This window comes from Candidimonas humi (genome assembly GCF_019166065.1).
GTDB lineage: Bacteria > Pseudomonadota > Gammaproteobacteria > Burkholderiales > Burkholderiaceae_B > Candidimonas > Candidimonas humi.
The window spans coordinates 258,315-275,754 of record NZ_JAHTBN010000005.1 but is presented as its reverse complement, the minus strand read 5'-3'; the positions used below and the strand labels follow the sequence as shown (position 1 = coordinate 275,754).

The 17,440-nt window shown below is 64.0% G+C and carries 16 protein-coding genes and 1 tRNA gene; 6 read left to right on the top strand and 11 right to left on the bottom strand.

Annotation, left to right across the window (positions count from 1 at the left end):
- Position 1 precedes the first annotated feature (1 nt).
- Entirely contained in the window at positions 2-1,312 is a 1,311-nt protein-coding gene (gene tig, locus KVP10_RS14050; RefSeq protein WP_217965222.1) for a trigger factor, read from the bottom strand.
- Between the two features lie 346 nt (positions 1,313-1,658).
- Between tig and ehuB the strand changes: the two genes are divergently transcribed.
- The 4 genes from ehuB to ehuA all read left to right on the top strand — a co-directional run bounded on the left by ehuB (position 1,659) and on the right by ehuA (position 4,985).
- Positions 1,659-2,531 (top strand): ectoine/hydroxyectoine ABC transporter substrate-binding protein EhuB, encoded by an 873-nt coding sequence (gene ehuB / locus KVP10_RS14045; RefSeq protein WP_217965221.1) that lies wholly within the window; start codon positions 1,659-1,661, stop codon positions 2,529-2,531.
- A gap of 166 nt (positions 2,532-2,697) precedes the next feature.
- A complete protein-coding gene (gene ehuC, locus KVP10_RS14040) occupies positions 2,698-3,372 on the top strand; it encodes an ectoine/hydroxyectoine ABC transporter permease subunit EhuC (RefSeq protein ID WP_217965220.1) in 675 nt (224 codons plus the stop codon).
- A 129-nt stretch (positions 3,373-3,501) separates the two neighbouring features.
- On the top strand, positions 3,502-4,194 hold the full coding sequence (gene ehuD, locus KVP10_RS14035; protein ID WP_217965219.1) for an ectoine/hydroxyectoine ABC transporter permease subunit EhuD: 693 nt from the start codon (positions 3,502-3,504) through the stop codon (positions 4,192-4,194).
- Positions 4,191-4,985, top strand: a complete 795-nt coding sequence (gene ehuA / locus KVP10_RS14030) for an ectoine/hydroxyectoine ABC transporter ATP-binding protein EhuA (protein ID WP_246600663.1) — start codon at positions 4,191-4,193, stop codon at positions 4,983-4,985. The genes ehuD and ehuA overlap by 4 nt, the downstream gene beginning before the upstream one ends.
- A gap of 139 nt (positions 4,986-5,124) precedes the next feature.
- On the opposite strand, the gene thpD is transcribed toward ehuA, so the two are convergent.
- The 10 genes from thpD to KVP10_RS13980 all read right to left on the bottom strand — a co-directional run bounded on the left by thpD (position 5,125) and on the right by KVP10_RS13980 (position 14,729).
- On the bottom strand, positions 5,125-6,057 hold the full coding sequence (thpD, locus tag KVP10_RS14025) for an ectoine hydroxylase (protein WP_217965218.1): 933 nt from the start codon (positions 6,055-6,057) through the stop codon (positions 5,125-5,127).
- Positions 6,058-6,074: 17 nt separating this feature from the next.
- Entirely contained in the window at positions 6,075-6,470 is a 396-nt protein-coding gene (locus tag KVP10_RS14020) for an ectoine synthase (RefSeq protein ID WP_217965217.1), read from the bottom strand.
- A complete protein-coding gene (ectB, locus tag KVP10_RS14015) occupies positions 6,467-7,771 on the bottom strand; it encodes a diaminobutyrate--2-oxoglutarate transaminase (protein WP_217965216.1) in 1,305 nt (434 codons plus the stop codon). The genes KVP10_RS14020 and ectB overlap by 4 nt, the downstream gene beginning before the upstream one ends.
- Before the next feature lie 162 nt (positions 7,772-7,933).
- Positions 7,934-8,506, bottom strand: coding sequence for a diaminobutyrate acetyltransferase (gene ectA, locus KVP10_RS14010; protein ID WP_217965215.1), 573 nt, complete (start codon positions 8,504-8,506; stop codon positions 7,934-7,936).
- On the bottom strand, positions 8,503-9,042 hold the full coding sequence (locus tag KVP10_RS14005; protein WP_217965214.1) for a MarR family winged helix-turn-helix transcriptional regulator: 540 nt from the start codon (positions 9,040-9,042) through the stop codon (positions 8,503-8,505). The genes ectA and KVP10_RS14005 overlap by 4 nt, the downstream gene beginning before the upstream one ends.
- Before the next feature lie 265 nt (positions 9,043-9,307).
- The gene (locus KVP10_RS14000; protein WP_217965213.1) at positions 9,308-9,724 is read right to left on the bottom strand and encodes a hypothetical protein; all 417 of its coding nucleotides are present in this window, start codon (positions 9,722-9,724) and stop codon (positions 9,308-9,310) included.
- A gap of 234 nt (positions 9,725-9,958) precedes the next feature.
- Entirely contained in the window at positions 9,959-10,972 is a 1,014-nt protein-coding gene (locus KVP10_RS13995; RefSeq protein WP_217965212.1) for a Csu type fimbrial protein, read from the bottom strand.
- 43 nt (positions 10,973-11,015) lie between these two features.
- Positions 11,016-13,331 carry a fimbria/pilus outer membrane usher protein gene (locus KVP10_RS13990; protein WP_217965211.1) on the bottom strand — a complete coding sequence of 772 codons (2,316 nt, stop codon included), beginning with the start codon at positions 13,329-13,331 and terminating at the stop codon, positions 11,016-11,018.
- Between the two features lie 43 nt (positions 13,332-13,374).
- On the bottom strand, positions 13,375-14,085 hold the full coding sequence (locus KVP10_RS13985) for a fimbrial biogenesis chaperone (RefSeq protein ID WP_217965210.1): 711 nt from the start codon (positions 14,083-14,085) through the stop codon (positions 13,375-13,377).
- A gap of 107 nt (positions 14,086-14,192) precedes the next feature.
- Positions 14,193-14,729, bottom strand: a complete 537-nt coding sequence (locus KVP10_RS13980; RefSeq protein WP_217965209.1) for a Csu type fimbrial protein — start codon at positions 14,727-14,729, stop codon at positions 14,193-14,195.
- Positions 14,730-15,985: 1,256 nt separating this feature from the next.
- Between KVP10_RS13980 and KVP10_RS13975 the strand changes: the two genes are divergently transcribed.
- Together KVP10_RS13975 and dapC are read left to right on the top strand one after the other, a co-directional pair.
- Positions 15,986-16,070 (top strand) — tRNA-Leu (locus KVP10_RS13975).
- Positions 16,071-16,185: 115 nt separating this feature from the next.
- Positions 16,186-17,382, top strand: coding sequence for a succinyldiaminopimelate transaminase (gene dapC, locus KVP10_RS13970; RefSeq protein WP_217965208.1), 1,197 nt, complete (start codon positions 16,186-16,188; stop codon positions 17,380-17,382).
- The last annotated feature ends 58 nt before the right edge of the window (positions 17,383-17,440 follow it).

Genomic DNA, 17,440 nt, shown 5'->3' with positions numbered 1-17,440 from the left:
TTTATGCAGTCCCCATGAGTTCGTCGAAGGGTACGGCTTCGTCAGCGGCCTGGGCCTTGGACAGGACGTGTTGCACCACGTTGTCCTCGAGCACCAGGGCCTCGATCTCGGCGCGGCGCTGGCGATCCGACAGATAGTATGCCACGACCTGCGCGGGCTGCTCGTAGTTCTGGGCGAACTCTTCGATGCGGGCGCGCACTTGTTCGGGCTTGGCCTGCAGGTCGGCGCTCTTGACCAGTTCGGAAACCAGCAGCCCCAGGCGCACGCGGCGCTCGGAATCGGCCTTGAAAGTGTCGGGAGGAATCGGCACCGACTCGGCATTGGGCACGCCGCGCTGCTTGAGTTCTTCGCGCGCCGCCGCGATGCGGCTTTCGATGTCGTTGTCGACCAGCGCCTTGGGAACGTCGAAGGTGCAGGCGGCCGCCAGGGCGTCCATGACGCTGCCCTTGGTGCGAGCCTGGGTGCGCGACTTGACCTCGCGCTCGATGTTGCTGCGCACATCGGCCAGCAGCTTGTCGACGTCGCCCTCGGCCTGCCCCAGCGACTTGGCGAATTCCGCGTCGACTTCGGGCAGCACGGGTTCGGCGACTTCGGTGACCGTGACGGTGAATTCGGCGGTCTTGCCGGCCACTTCCTTGCCTGCGTAGTCTTCCGGGAAGGCCAGGGGGAAAGTCTTTTTCTCGCCGGCCTTCATGCCGCGCACTGCGGTCTCGAACTCGGGCAGCATGCGGCCCTGGCCCAGGACGAAGGGGAATTTCTCGGCGGAACCACCTTCGAAGGGCGTGCCGTCGATGGTGCCGACGAAGTCGAGGGTCACGCGGTCGTCGTCCTGCGCCGCGCGGCCTTCGCGCGCCTCGTAGTTGGCGCGCTGCTTGCGCAGGATGTCGACAGTGTGCTGCACCTGGGCATCGCCCACGTCGGTGTGGGCGCGCTTGACCTGCAGGGCGGCGAGGTCGGGCACGCTGACTTCGGGGTAGACCTCGAAGGTGGCCGAGAACGCCATCGTGCCTTCGGGCACGCCTTCGGTCTTGGGTTCCAGATTGGGCACGCCGGCCACGCGCAGCTTGGCCTCTTCCACGACCTTGTCGAGGCTGCGGCCGACTTCGCTGTTGATCACGTCGTAGCGGATGCCGGGGCCATGGCTGCGTTCGATCAGCGACAGCGGCGCCTTGCCGGGCCGGAAACCTTGCACCTTGGCACTGCGCGCAACGCGCTTGAGTTGCGCCTGGACTTGTTTTTCGACATCGGCGATGGAAACCAACAGATCGACGCGGCGCTCCAGGCCGGACAGAATTTCAACCTCAGGCTGCATTAGAGACCTATCCAAGTAATGATTGTGATGTGGTGTGGACAAACAAATGAACAGGGTATTTTACCGGAAACTGCAAATCCCCGGATCGAGCCCGCCTCCGCCCTGCGCCAGATCGCCGACATCCGCGCCCCGCTTGCCCGATTGCCGATGAATGGGCCCAACCGCAAGGGAGCCTGCCCGCTGCGTTCCGGCATTATTTCGATATCAATTCATTTGAGTAGAAATAATTTTATGAGGTAATATTTGACCATATATCATTCACTTCAGTACGGCATTGCGGCGTACCGCCTCTTGCGTAGCGACTCCGCGCAAAGGTCGTGCCCGGCCGTCCCCCAAGGATATGGCCATGAAACAGACATTCCGTCCGAGAATTCCTCAGTCCATGCTGGCCGCCGCCGTGGCGGCCGCGGCGCTGGCCGCCGGCGGCGCGGCGCACGCCGCGACCTTGGCGCAGATCCGGCATAGCGGCCACGTGCGCATCGCCGTGGCCAATGAAATCCCCTATGGCTACATCGACATGAACGGCCATGCCCGCGGCGCCGGCCCGGACGTCGCCGCACAAGTCATGAAACAGCTCGGGGTCAAGAAAATCGACTGGGTGACGGCCAGCTTCGGCTCGCTGATTCCCGGCCTGAAGGCCGGCCGCTACGACATGGTGGCCGCCGAGATGGCCATCCTGCCGCAGCGCTGCCAGCAGGTGCTGTTCTCCGAGCCCAACAGTTCCTACGGCGAAGGCTTGCTGGTGCCCAAGGGCAATCCCAAGAAGCTGCATTCCTATGAAGCCTTCGCCAAGGGCAATGGCAAGGTGGCCATCATGGCTGGCGCGGATCAGCTCGAAATGATGCAGGCGCTCGGCATCCCCGACGCGCGCATCGTCACGATTTCCAATAATGCCGACGCCATATCCACGGTGTCCACCGGCCGCGCCGACGCCTACGCCGCCACCGGCCTGACCGTGGTCCAGCTTGCCGGCAAGAGCAAGAAGGTGCAAGCCGCCAAGCCGTTCACCGATCCGGTCATCAAGGGCACGCCGGCCCGCAGTTGGGGCGGCTTCGCCTTCGCGCAGAATTCCGGCGACTTGCGCGACGCGGTCAACGCCCAGCTCGCGAAGTTCAAGAAGACTCCAGCCTGGGGCAAGATCATGAGCCGCTACGGCTTCACGGCCAACGACGACAAGCAGTCGTTCGCCAAGACCACGGCGCAGCTTTGCAAGGGCTGACACGGCTTGCGGGACAGCGCCCGCGCGCTGCCGGAGCCTGTCCCGGCCCCAGCCTCGCGGCCGGGCCGTCCGGCCGCCGCGGCACTGGCTGCAAAAACCCGGGCCGGCGCCATTCCTTGTCCGCAGCCCGATCGGCGCAACGCTGCGAAACAGGCGGTGAACCATCATGCATTGGCTGAGCTATAGCACCCCTTTGCTGCAAGGCGCCTGGGTCACCGTGCAGCTCACCGTCATGTCCACGCTATTGGGCGCGGTGGTTTCGTTTGCGCTGGGCATGGGCAGGTTGGCCCGCGGCCGGCTGCTGCGCCTGCCCAGCATCGCGATCATCGAGCTGTTTCGCGGGACCTCGCTGCTGGTGCAGTTGTTCTGGCTGTACTTCGCCCTGCCGGTGTTCGGCCAGATGGCCGGCGTGGACCTGCGCATGCCGCCGGTCGTGGCCGGCGTGCTGGCCCTGGGGCTGAACATCGGCGCCTACGGGGCGGAAGTCGTGCGCGGCGCGATCCAGGCCGTGCCGCGCTCGCAATACGAAGCGGCCAAGGCGCTGGACTTCACGCCGCGGCAGATCATGTGGCGCATCGCCCTGCCCCAGGCCATCCCCGAGATGATGCCGAGCTTCTGCAACCTGGCGGTGCAGAATCTGAAGGACACCGCCCTGGTGTCGCTCATCAGCCTCGGCGACCTGGCCTTCCGCGCCGAGCAGATCCGCAACTTCACCCAGGACAGCACCACTATCTACACGCTGCTGCTGTTCATGTACTTCGGCATGGCGCTGGTGCTCATGGCGGTCATGAAGACGCTGGAACACTCGGTCGGACGCTGGCGCGCCGTCGCAAGGAATTGAGAATGGAACACGCCTCACGCCCACTACGCCTGCCGCACCGCACGCGGCGCGCATGCCGCCCCGGTACGCCAGGCATGGCACGGCCGGCAGCGACCGCCCCATGTCCGGATTCATACGGGCGGGGCTGAAATGCTGTTCGGCATCCACTGGGACACCAGCAGCAACGCGGCGTTTGCCGCGTCGATACTGCCCATCCTGCTGCGCGGCCTGCTGGTGACCATCGAGGCCAGCATCGTGGGCTTTGCCATCGCGCTGGCCCTGGGGCTGGCGCTGGCGGCGCTGAAATCGAGCCGGCTGCGCGTAGTGTCCTGGCCGGCACGCGTGCTGGCCGAATTCATCCGCGACACGCCGCTGCTGGTGCAACTGTTCTTCCTGTACTACGTGCTGCCCGACTACGGCCTGGTGCTGCCGGCCTTCCTGACCGGCGCGCTGGCGCTGGGCGTGCAGTACAGCGCCTATACCGCCGAGGTGTACCGGGCGGGGCTGGAATCGGTGCTGCGCGGCCAGATCGAGGCCGCACGCGCGCTGGACCTGTCGCCCATGCGGATATTCTGCGTGATCGTGCTGCCGCAAGCCGTGCCACGCATCATTCCGGCGCTGGGCAATTACCTCGTCTCCATCATGAAGGACGTGCCGGTGCTGTCCGTGGTGTCGGTGCTCGAGGTGCTCAATGTCGCCAAGATCATCGGCGACCGGACCTTCAATTACCTGATTCCCTTGTCCATGGTGGGCGGCCTGTACCTGGTCCTGACCATCCTGGCATCGGCCGGCGTGCGCTACCTCGACACCCGCCTGCCCAAACGAGGATTACCGCTACGATGAACGACGATACCAATGCCATCATCCGCTTCGAGAAAGTCGTCAAGCGCTTCGGCGACGCGACGGTGCTCGACGGCCTGGACTTCGAGGTCCACAAGGGCGAGAAGGTCACCATCATCGGCCCCTCGGGCTCGGGCAAGTCGACGGTGCTGCGCATACTCATGACACTGGAAAGCATAGACAGCGGCCTGATCCATGTCGCCGGCAAGCCCCTGTGGCATCAGTACCGCAACGACAAGCTGGTGCCCGCCGACGAGGCGCACCTGCGCGAAATGCGCAAGGAAATGGGCATGGTGTTCCAGCAGTTCAACCTGTTTCCGCACATGACCGTGCGCCGCAATATCACCGAGGCGCCGGTGCATGTGCTGGGGCTGTCGCGCAAGCAGGCGCGCGAACGCGCCCACGAATACCTGGAACTGGTGGGCCTGGCCGACCAGGCCGACAAGTTTCCCAGCCAGTTGTCGGGCGGCCAGCAGCAGCGCGTGGCCATCGCCCGCGCGCTGGCCATGCACCCCAACATCATGCTGTTCGACGAGCCCACCTCGGCGCTCGATCCCGAGCTGGTGGGCGAGGTATTGAACGTGATCCAGCGCCTTTCCGAAGAACACGACCTGACCATGCTGCTGGTGACACACGAAATGCAGTTCGCCAAGCAGATCTCGGACCGCGTGTGTTTCTTCGACCAGGGCAATATCGTCGAGCAAGGCCCGCCCGAGCAGATCTTCTCCGAGCCCCGGCAGGAACGCACGCGCGAATTCCTCAGGGGCTTCCTGGACGCGACCGCGCCCGCCTGAACACGCAGCCGGCCTGCAAGCGCTGCACGCGCAGGCGGCAGACTCTTTCCGCCGTCCCGAGAAAAAAGGGCCCGATCCTCGAAGATCGGGCCCTGCATCACAGGCGCCAGCCGGCACAAGGCCGGAGCCCGCGCCGCGTTCAGTCGCCGGCGTGCACCGTTGCAGGCGCGTCCAGCGGCACGAGCGCCGCATTGCCGCGTCGCGCCGCGATGTGCTCGGGGCGCGGCGCCAGGCCGTACTTGGGCGGGCTCAGGCGGTTTTCCACGCTGTTGTAGACCATGAATACATTGGCCCGCGGCCACGGCGAGATATTGCCGTTGGAGCCATGCATGGTATTGCAGTCGAAGAACACCACCGAACCCGCGCCGCCGGTCATGGCGCGGATGCCGCCCTGCTCGGCCAGCAATTGCAGGCTGACCGGGTCGGGCACGCCATATTCCTGCTTCTTGAGCGAACTGCGGTAATTGTTTTCCGGAGTCTTGCCCTGGCAGGAAATGAAGTGCCGCTGCGAGCCCGGCACCAGCATCAGCGGCCCGTTGCAGGCATTGTTCTCGGTCAGCAGCAGCGAGCAGCTCAGCGCCCGCATGGACGGCATGCCGTCCTCGACGTGCCAGGTCTCGAAATCGGAATGCCAATAGAATTCCTTGCCCTTGAAGCCCGGCTTCATATTGGCCCGCGACTGGTGGATATAGACTTCGGAACCCAGTATCTGGCGCGCCACGTGGATCAGGCGCGGGTCGCGCGCCAGCTTGTTCAGCAGCGGGCTCAGCTCGTGCACCCGGAACACCGAGCGCAACGCGTCGCTGCCGGGCTCGGTAATGACTTCTTCCCCGCCGAGTATGGCGGGGTCCTTGCCCATGCGCTGGATCTCGTCCAGCAGCGCCTGCACCTCGGCCGCCGAGAACAGGTCCTCGATCAGCAAGAACCCGTCGCTTTCGTAGGACGCCAGTTGCTGCGCCGACAGCGCCTGGGCATAGGCGCCGCCGGCGTAGACCACCGGATCCTGGCGCGCGATGATCGCGGTGCCGCGATCCGTGCGCGAATCGTATAAATCACTCATAGTAGTCACCATCAGGAGTCTCCCGCTGCCTAAGCCGCGTCGGACATGGCGGGATACACTCCCTCTTCGTCATGCACCTCCAGCCCCGTGAGCGGCGGGTTGAAAACGCAAATCACGCGCAGCGGCTCCTTGCCGCCGCGCAGCCAGTGATCGTCGTGCTGGTCCAGGGCGTAGACCACGCCGGGGCCGAGCGCATATTTCTTGCCGTCGGCAATGGTCTCGACCTCGCCGTCGCCCTCTATGCACCAGACCGCCTCGAGGTGGTTCTGGTAGTGGATGTGGGTCTCGCTGCCCGGAAAGATCACGGTCTCGTGGAACGAGAAGCCCATGCCGTCCTTCTTGAGCAGCACCCGCCGGCTCAGCCACGTGTCCGTCTTGACCTCGAGATCCGTGCCGATCACATCTTTCACATTCTTGACTATCATCGCCGCTGTCCTCCGAATTTGAGTATCTTGCCGTTGCCCTGGCTGCCCAGGATTTCCGCGGTGCTGCGCTCCAGGACTTCGAGGCCGCGTTCCAGCAACTGGTCTTCGATGGTCAGCGCCGGCAGCACCTTGAGCACCTCGTCGTGCGCGCCCGAAGTCTCGATCACCACGCCGTATTCGAAGGCCTTGGCCGCAATGCGATTGGCCAGGCCGCCTTCGGCCGGCGTGACCAGGCCCTGTATCAGGCCGCGGCCGCGTACGCTCAGGCCGGCCCCCGGATAGCTGCAGGCCAGGTTCTCGAGCCAATTGCGTACCAGCTCTTCCTTGCGCCGCGTCTCGGTGGCGAAGGCATCGTTCGTCCAGTAGCTGTCCAGCGCCTGGGCGGCGGTGACGAATGCCAGGTTGTTGCCGCGGAAGGTGCCGCTGTGCGCGCCCGGCTTCCAGATGTCGAGCTCGGGCTTGAACAGCACCAGCGACATGGGCAGGCCGAAGCCCGACAGGGACTTGGACAACGTCACGATATCCGGCTGGATGCCGGCCTGCTCGAAGCTGAAGAAACTGCCGGTGCGCCCGCAGCCCACCTGGATGTCGTCGACGATCAACAGCATGTCGTGGCGCCGGCACAGGGTTTCGATCTGCCGCAGCCAGCGCCAAGTGGCGACGTTCACGCCGCCCTCGCCCTGCACGGTTTCCACGATCACTGCTGCCGGGTGATCCAGCCCGCTGCTGGGGTCGTCCAGCAGGCGCTCGAGATAGGCCGCCGTATCGACGTCCGGCCCCATGTACCCGTCATAGGGCACGAAAGTGGTATTGCCCAGGGCCATGCCCGCGGCGCGGCGGAACTTGGCGTTCGCCGTGGCCGCCAGCGATCCGGCGCTGACCCCATGGAAACCATGGGTGAAGGAAATCACGTTCTGCCGTCCCTTGACCTGGCGCGCCAGTTTCAGCGCCGCCTCGACGGCGTTGGTGCCGGTCGGGCCGGTGAACTGCAGCGTATATTGCCAGCCGCGCGGCTTGAGCAGCACGCGCTCGAAGGTCTCGAGGAAATATTTCTTGGCGCTGGTGGCCATGTCCAGGCCATGCACCACGCCGTCGGTGCCCAGGTAATCGAGCAGCCTGCGCTTGAGCACCGGATTGTTGTGTCCGTAGTTCAGGGTGCCGGCGCCGCTGAAGAAATCGATGTATTGCCTGCCCGTTTCATCGAACAGCAAAGACCCCCGGGCCTGATCAAAAACGACCGGGAAAGACCGGACGTAGCCGCGTACCTCCGACTCCATCCGGTCAAATATTTTCAAGTCCATGGTGTTCTCCCTTAGTTTCGAGGCCTTGCTGCGGAGAATGAGCTGCCGTGGCGGCTGCTCGCGCAAGCCTCTTAGCTGAAATACCCGTAAAGGGGCTAGTGGCCCGACCACACCGCAAGAGGCGCCATGCCTCGGGGGGTGGGCGAACCGGACGGCCGGCGCTCAGCGCGGCCGCGATACCGGGGGCTGGAAAGGCCCGATGCGCAACAACCTTTCCTCTTCGTGCCCGCCTGGCCCGAAAAGCTCGGGCCCGAACAAGGCGCTGTCGGAACAGGTGGCATGCAGTTGCCGGGCAAGGCCGGCGAACACGCCGCGCGACGCGGCATTATCGGGACCGACAGTGGTCTCGATATATCGGATGGCGCTCGAGGCGGGGCGCTCGAGCAGGTGCCACAACATCTGCCGGGCCAGGCCACATCCGCGCGCGCGCGGATGTACGGCTACTTGCCAGACGAAAAGCACTTCGGGGTGCCGCGGCGGCACGTAGGCCGACACGAAGCCCGCTATTTGCCCGGAGCCGTCCTCGGCCAGCACGCAAGTGTCGGCGTGATGCTCGCTCAGCAGCAAATAGGCATATAGGGAATTGAGATCCAGCGGCGGGCATTCGGCGATCAGGCCGTGTATGGCCCGGCCGTCGGTCCGGCGGATGGGACGCAGGCCGTAGGCCTGGGGCGCCGCGGCGCGGCGCCCTGGAATGGAAGAGAGGGGATGGAGTTCGCGCGCCTCTAGACTCATACCACCAGACCCGATTCGGGAGGAGCCCCGCCAACTGCGACATCCAGGATGGGCGAGCCGGGCTCGTCCAGCGCTTCGGGCGGCAGCACGCCTTGCGGCTCCATTAGATCCACGATGCGCTCGAGCGACAGGGTAATGGTGGCCTGTTCCAGCTCGGGCAGCGCCTTGAGGGCGTCGGCCAGCTTCTTTTGCAGCGGCGACGGAGTGTCCTTGGCCAGGGTGATGCCGGCGTCAGTAGCCGTGACGAAAACGATGCGGCGATCTTCGCGGCTGCGTTCGCGCCGCACCAGGCCTTTGTCTTCGAGGCGGTCGAGTATGCCGACAACGGTACTGGGGCTGGCATGGATTTCGCGGCTGATGGCCGTGGCGGTCAGCGGCCCCAGGCCTATTACCGCGCGCAGGCAGATGAGCTGCGGCGCCGTGATATGGCTGCAGGCGGCGAGCTGGCGGGAATGCAGCGCTATGGAGCGGGTGATGCGGCGCAAGGCGCGCAGAATCCGCAAATCATAGTGCGGGTCGACCACGGTATCGTTCATGATGCAGGGAACACCCTATTCATTTCATCAAAAGTAATTTCTACTCAAATGATATGTTCACAAAACGTCAAAGTCAAGGCGCGCGAGCATCATGCATCCACCACGCGGAGGTGGCAGATGCCGGCTAGCGGCGGGATGTAGTGCTTATTTGGCGCGGCCCTGCGCCAAGTGCCTTGGGCGTGGCCGCGCCCGGGCGGTGGCATGGCGCCATGGTGCCAGGACATATGCCTGGGGAACAAAGCGCCCGCCAGGCATCGGCAAGACGCTAGAACATGACGTATATCACCTTCGAGGCGAAGGTGGAGGCGCTGGGCAGGGGCGGCGACAGCACTTCGTTCTTGGAAACCAGGTCAAAGGCTGGCCCCGCGGCAGGCGTACTGGCAGCGCCCGTGGATGTACCGCCCTGGGAGGCGGACGAGGGACTGGAGCCCGAACCGCCGGAGCCGGCCCCGAGATCGATGGACTGCGTGAGAAATGGCGTCATGCCCGGCTGGCAAATCACCGTCACTTGCTGGCCGCTGCCCTGCGACTGTGAACCGAACATGGCCTGCTGCGCGCTGCATGCCGCGACGATGGTGATGCTGGCCTGGAATTCGCCCATGCTGCGCGACAAGCCCGCCGCCTGCGACAGGCCGGGCAGAGACAGGCACAACACGGCGGACAAGAATGTTCGAGTGATCATAATTACACGTCAACTTTTGCTTGCCCCGGAAATGACTATAGCATCGCCGGAACGGCTGTATCGCGAAAATCTGCCGGATATTTATCCGATTACTGTATTGATGGCCCGCCGCCTCATGGCTCACGGCCCACCGCCCTGGACGCCCGTCGGGATTGCCGATCGCCAGCCCGGGCCGCCGGCCGCCCGCATTGCGGCGAAAGGGCTGGCCGGCGGCCTGCCGTCGACCAGAGACTGCTAATAATCCACTGTAATAACCACGGTGTCCGTATACTTGCCCGCCGCGGGAACGGACTGGGACGGCACCCGGCCGTATACCACCAGGGTCTGGGGCTGGCCGGTGCCCGTGCCCGCCACCCCCAGATAATCGGTATTGCCCCAGCGCGTGGTACGCGCGGCATCTTTGTATAACTCGTAATTGAGCAGCGATCCGTTCGGCCCCTGCATGCGCCGCTGGCCGCCGGAAGAGACCGGATTCAAGCCGTCGCCCAGCAATACGTGATAGCCATTGCCGCTCTGGCCGCCATTGCAGGTGACCACGATCGCGGCGGTCGTATCGACGTTCTGGGTGAGAGTCTGGAACACAGTGCCGAAATCCATGTTCGAGGACGAGATCAGCCGGCAGTCGCTGTTTACCGAGGCGTCTATATAGAAGCCCGAGTTGACGGTGGACAGCGATCCATTGGTGCATTTGGGCACGGCGCCGTTATAGGACCTGTAGGCAATCGTCAGCGGCCAGTTGCCCCGGGTGTTGGTGCTGTACCAGCCCGCAGGCAGGCCCGCCTGCCCCGAAGACTTGATACGCCCGTATATCGGGACAGTCCCCGTCATGGAGTACGACCCCGAGGGCATGGTCATCGTAATCGCCACGGGGGCATAGCTGCCGCCCGTGGCGCCCCACACCACTGTTCTGGCGCTGTCCGTATACATATTGAAGGCCATGGTGCTGGAGCCGCCGCTGTTGTCCAGAACCAGGTAGCGGGGGTTGTAGCTTTGCGTGCCGGGGTCCGCCCCCAGGCTCATGCACAGCAGGATGTTGGTGCCGGGGTCCGCACTGCAGCCGTAGCTTATGACGCTGGAGGAGTCGGTTACCCCGCCGTCCAGCAGATTGATAGTGCCGAAATCCATGGTGCTGCTGTTGCCCCAGCAGCTCACTGAACCCGCCATGGCCGATCCGGTACATATCGCCGTCAGCAACAGGGCCAGCAGGCCCGGGCGCAGGATGCGCAGGAAAAAAATCAGGCTTTTCATGGCGTTTCGCTTCCTGTGCCCTGCAAGCGCGCCCGGCGAGTGTTCAAGGCTTGCATGTGAGAGGTCCTATTTCCGGCAGGGTGTCGGCCTTGGCATGATATGGGAACTGCACGCTGCAATCCGCGCCGGCGCCGCTCACGATCAAACGGTTGTCGGGCTGCAGGCCTTCGAGGTACAGGCGCCCGTCGTAGCCCACCCAGCCGCCGGCGTCCTTGCTGCCGTTGAGGAACGCCTGGGCGCCCATGGGCACGTCCTTGCCATCGGGCTGGTGCAGTATCAGCGAGGCGGCATGCACTCTTTCCATGACGAACTTGACGTTCACCCCGGACCCCTGGCGCGGCACCACATTCATATTGACGCGCTTGATGCGCATGTCCACCGCCAGATTGGTGGGATCGATGGAAACCTTGTTGTTCTGGTAGGACTGCAGGCCGGGCACCAGCAGCAAGCCGCGGCTGTCGGTCTTGCCCACGGGCCGGTTTTCTTCCTTGACCGGCACATCGGGCACGCCGTCGGTGGACACCACGGCAAAGCCGTCGTAGATGCGGCGCGAAGCGAACAGGCCGCCGCCCATGGCCACGATCGAACCCGAGGCAGTCGCATAGGCGGTCTGGTCGGAGCCCAGGCTGTTGATACCGGCGCCGATGTCCGCGTACTGGGCGTGGCGGCTGACCTGGCCGCTGGCGCCCATACCCTGCTGGTCCGATTGCTGCGCCTGCACGCCCCAGCTCCAGCCGTCCGGGGTCTGGGCCGAACGGTTGACGCTGGCCGTGTAGGTGGTGGAATCCTTGCTGTGCACCGCCGAGCCGTAGGCCGATACGCCTTTGTCGAAGTTGATGCTCAGATTCAGCGAAATGGTGCGGTCGCCGTGGTTGTCGAGATTCTGGTTGGCGGCCACGCCCAGCGTGACCCCGTGAGCGAAGGTACGCGACCACGAGGCGCCCGCATAACGCGAGCGCGGCTGGCCGGCTTGTTGCAGATAAGCGTAGTTCAGGCCGAAGCTGCCCAGCATGCCGGTGTCCACGCTCACGTAGGCACTGTCGGTACGCAATATGGGCGCACTGCCGTACTGCGTGGCCACGTCCGCGAAATTGCGCAGCGCGCGCTGGGTGTTGGCGCCCAAGCTGTAGCGGCCGTGCTGCAACTGGTAGCTGAGCGAATACTGCGAACCGCCCCGGCCCTGCGAACGGCTTTGCGCCCAGGATCCCGATACCGTGCCCAGTGAGCCCACGGTCGCCCCCCCGCCCAGGCCGCCCATGGCGACACCCTTGCTGGCCTCGAAGTGGCTTTCGAGCGTCAGGGAATTGGTGAAGCCGTGCCGGATGGTGCCCGACACCATAGGGTCGTGGCCATAGTCGAAGGACTGGTAGCCGTAATTCTGGCGCACGTAGCCGGTCTCGAACGACCAGTCGGTGAGCCCTGCGCGCAGCAGATTGACGGCCGAATAAAAGGGGAAGCTGACGGTGGTGCTGCGGCCCAGGGCGTCGGTCATCACCACGCGCGCCTGGCCGGCGCCGTTGACGCTGGGCAGGACATTGAGCTGGAAAGGCCCGGCTGGCACAGTGCCGTTGTATTGCTGGATGCCGTTGACGTACAACTGCACCGCCGAGGGCAGCGCGGCCGAGCCGAAATAAGCCGGCAGCGGCGTGGTCGACTGGTAGGGCTGCAGCGAAAAATCGCGCGCGATCTGCAGGCCGCCGATGCGTGTCTGGCGGGTCCACGACAGGCCGTTGGTCAGCGCATCGCCCATGGTCAGCGTGATTTCCTTGTCCTGCCAGGAATGCTGCAGCGTGGTATCCATGCGCACCGTGCTGCGCTGCCAGCCGGGCGTATCGGACACATGCTGTCCCGACAGCAGGTACGAATCGCTGAATACGCCCAGGTCGTTGAAGGCCCGCAACTGTCCGAAGCCGCTCAGGCTCAGGGAATTCTTGTTGGTATACGACGAGTACAGGTCGTAGTTCAGCACCAGGCCCGGAGAGACCGAGGCCTGGGTGCGCGCCCCGCCCTTGTCGCCGACCACCGCCGTACTTACATTGAGTATGGAAAACGGCGCCGTGATGCTGAGGCTTTGCAGGCTGGGGTTGTACTTGGCCTTGACGCCGGGGTAGGCGTCGAGCGGCGTGTCCGGCGGTATTTTCTTCAGGTAGTCGGCGCGAAAGCCCAGTTGCGCGGCATTCTCGGGGCTGACATACAGCCTGCCGCCGCGATCGCTGAACTGCGTCAGGTCGGCGTCGGTGTTGCCATTGACGGTAACCAGCAGGAACACCATCGCACCGGCGTCCGCCGCAGCCCCGCCAGGCGGCGGGCCGGAGGCCTGGGTGTCTGCTGCGGGGGGAGTCTGGGCGGCTGCTGGCATATGGTATACGCCGCCCATGAGCAACAGGGTGGCTGCGCCCCCGCTAAGGAGCCTTGGTAATGGGTGCAACGCTCGCACTGGCCTTGGTGCCATTGGTCAGGCTGGAAAAAGTGCCGCCCTGGGCAAACTCGCCCGGAGGCAAATGCAATTCGAGCCGCCGGTACTGGCCAGGCAAAACATATCCGGCAAGACCGCCGAGCGCCATCACGGTCTTGCCATGGGGTGGGGTAAACGCAACGTCGGCCAACTGGCCATGCATGGTGCCCGAATTGCGCACCAGCAGCCATGCATGCCCGCTGGATTCCTGCACCTGCCATTGCAGCACAGGCTTGGGCGAGGCGGTTCCGGCAATGAAGACCGGAATCGAATAGCGGAAAACGAAATTCAGGCCAGCCTTGGGCTGGTTCTGGGGCTTGATGGGAAGCTCGTCGACCAGCAGGCGGTAGCTGCGTTCTTCGGCGGCCGGCGCGGCCATGGGGCCCACGCGCACCAGGCGTACCAGTTGCTGCTGCCCCGGCCCGACCTGCACCATGGGCGGACTGGCTATCATGTAGGCATCGGGGGTAAGGACATCCTGCCCTCCCGCCTGGGACCACCGATAGACCCGGACCTGGGCATGAACGGGCTGTTCGCTGACATTGCGCAGCCAGATTTCATCGGCCTTCTTGTCGCTGGGGATGGACAAGCTGATCGGCGAAATCTGCAGGCCGGCTGCCAAGGCGCCACGGCCCGGCAGCCCGCATAACAACACCATCAAGCAAGCCAGCCCAATGCGCCGGGCGGCACCGAAACGCGCTATCCACATAGGTTCACCCAAAAGCAAGCAGATCGAACCCGGAGTGTAGTCGCTTTTAATAAGTTTCAGTAATAGACGTTGATATTGACCGTATCGGAATAGGTGGCGGCCGGCACGTTCAGCGTCGAGGTCGTCTTGCCATAGACCACATAGGCCTGGGCAGCGCCGGTGCCGGTTGCGGACTTGACGTTGGCAGTGCCCGACGTGCTGTTGCCCCAGGCTGTCGAGTAACTGGAATCTTGATAGAGCTGGTAGCCGATGGTCTGCGACACGCCGGGGGCAGTGCTCGACATGACACCCGCCCCGTTGGTGGTGGAACCCGCCGACGCGGATTGCAGGCCTATCGTGTACGGCGTCAGGTTGGTGCACGTAACCGAGAATCCGCCATTGTTGGCACTGGCATCGGTTTCGGTGGATTTGTGGCTCGAGAAATCGAGCTTCGAATTGCCGCCGGATACCGTACAGTCGCTGGTAATCACGATCTGGGCCTGGAGCGTGCCGGTGGCGGTGTTAGCGGCCGAGGCGGTGAGGGGTGCGGCAAACAACGACAGACCCGCTACGGCGCTCATTGCGGCCAGCAGATTACGAGTGATTGCTTTCATGATGATTCCTGTATTCAAGATGCGAAATCGATTCGCTGATATTTAGAGGTGCCGGCCTGGTCTTGCGTATCGCGCTCGACGATCAGGATGCAAATTTGCGATCCGGCCTCCGATTCATTACGGACTGAATTTTAGGTTTGGGCGATTCAAATCACTTTTGGAATTCGGCTAAAACCGTTTGCCCGAAGTGCCAAATCGGCAATATCGCAATATCGTGGCAATAAATACACAAACCCTTGGTTCGCCATGGTTAGCGGGCCTATCCGGCTTATGCCATGCCTCGAATTAATGAAGATCGCGGATTACTTGGGATCGTCCGGACGTCGTACAAGCATTGGATTTTTCATGGCACAAACCCAATGACTCTCTATGGACCAACAATACAATTCCGGCCCCGCGTACACGTCATACACCCTGTAAAACCGCTATGTGGCGCAGCACGGCTAACCCGATTTGCGACACACGGATCGATACGCCGGTGCTCAGGCGTCGCGCATTATGCGCGTACTTGTATAAGCAAAGCCCCACCTCGGCTGGAATTGACGATTTTTGACGAGGCCAATCAATGGCGCGTTTTGCCGCGGCGAACCTCGCGGCCGCTTTGATCCGGCATGACGATCAAATATCCCATCTGCCGGGAATATTTAAAATGCCGCGAATCTGGGAACGGCGATTATTTATTAATACCCGGGTCGGGAATCCCTATCCCCGGGGAATCCATTTGCCTGGAAGATCCATTTCCTGCCGCAGCATTACATTCCTTTTTTCAGCATTAATCCGGTCATTTCAAAACCCGATTTGAAATTCAAAATGCATGACTGCGGTCAACATGGGCAAGCAAGCCTTCATTTAAATAGATACCGGGAATAGGGTTATATCGGGAACAAGACCGCGCCCCACCCACGCATCGACACTCTTCGCACATATTTGCGGCAGGATCTGCTCATCGCCTCGCGCATGAGCTCCATGCGCCGTGCGCGGCCGCGGGGTGCACTACCCGACGCCCGGACCCGGCACTCTCGCCACACCCCGCAGAACAATCCGCACGCCCCAAGGCTGGCCCGCGACCCGCTCGTCCTCTGCCACTCACCCCCTTCCGCTTTTGCCCTGCCGCTCTTCCCCTGCCGCTCTTCCCCTGCCGCTCATCCCCTTCCGCTCTCACCCGGCGCCGGCCTTGAATCGATCGAAGCCAGTCGTATCGACCTTGCTTGCTCCCCCCCTGAATTGAAGCTACACTTTCAGGCTCGGTTTTTTTTGCGAACGTGGCGGAATTGGTAGACGCACCAGATTTAGGTTCTGGCGCCGAGAGGTGTGAGAGTTCGAGTCTCTCCGTTCGCACCACCATCCCCGATGCACGTCGATCAGGCGCGAGACGTGCGCCGCTTTTTCTGGCCCCCGTGGGGCGGCAAGCCAACGAAGTTGGCGCAGCGTGGGGGCATTTTTTCCGCGCGGTCCCATGAACCCCAGACTCAACGAGCTTCACCCCTACCCCTTCGCGAAGCTGCGCCAGTTGATGGCTTCGGCGGAACGCCCGCCCGAAGGCCTGACGCCGATCAATCTGTCCATCGGCGAGCCCAAGCATGCGGCCGCGCCGCTGGTGGTGGAAGCCATGCGCGGCGCGATGGGCGGACTGTCGGTCTACCCGCCTACCAAGGGCGACCCGGTCCTGCGCCGCGCCATTTCGGAATGGATAGCGCGGCGCTACGGCATTGCCGCGCCCGATCCCGAAACCCAGGTGCTGCCCGCGCTGGGCTCGCGCGAGGCGCTGTTCGCCTTCGCCCAGACAGTCATCGACCCCACGGCCGACTCGCTGGTGATGTGCCCCAACCCCTTCTACCAGATCTATGAGGGTGCGGCGCTGCTGGCCGGGGCGCGGCCCTATTTTGTGAATGCGCGCGCAGACCTCGGGTTCGGCCTGGACTGGGCCGGAGTGCCCGCAGAGGTCTGGCGCAAGGTGCGCCTGCTATATGTATGCTCGCCCGGCAACCCTGCCGGCAACGTCATGCCGCTCGAGGAATGGCGCCGCCTCTTCGAGCTGGCCGACGAATACGGCTTCGTGATCGCCTCGGACGAGTGCTATTCCGAAATCTATTTCGACGAGGCCGACAAGCCGCTGGGCGGCATGCAGGCTGCCAGCCTGCTGGGCCGCGCCGATTACCGCGGCCTGGTGTGTTTTTCCAGCCTGTCCAAGCGCTCCAACGTGCCGGGCATGCGTTCGGGCTTCGTGGCGGGCGACGCCGGCCTCATCCAGCAGTTCCTGCTGTACCGCACCTACCACGGCAGCGCGCTCAGCCCTGTGGTGTCGCAGGCCAGCGTGGCGGCCTGGGGCGACGAGGCGCACGTGGTCGAGAACCGCCGCCTGTACCGCGAAAAATTCGAGGCCGTAGTGCCGCTGCTGGCGCCGGCGCTGGGTGTGCAATGGCCCCAGGCGTCCTTCTATCTGTGGGCCGAGACGCCCGGCCCCGACCCCGAGTTCGCCCGCGACCTGTACGCGCATACCGCAGTGACGGTGCTGCCGGGCAGCTTCCTGGCGCGCGACGCCCAGGGCGCCAACCCTGGGGCCGGGCGCATGCGCATCGCTCTGGTGGCGCCGAAGGACCAATGCGTGGAGGCCGCGCAACGCATCGTCGACTATATGAAGACCCGCGCCTGACGGCACGCGCCCGCAACGCGCCGCCCGGCGGCGCAGGCCAGCCGCCGGGACACGCGCC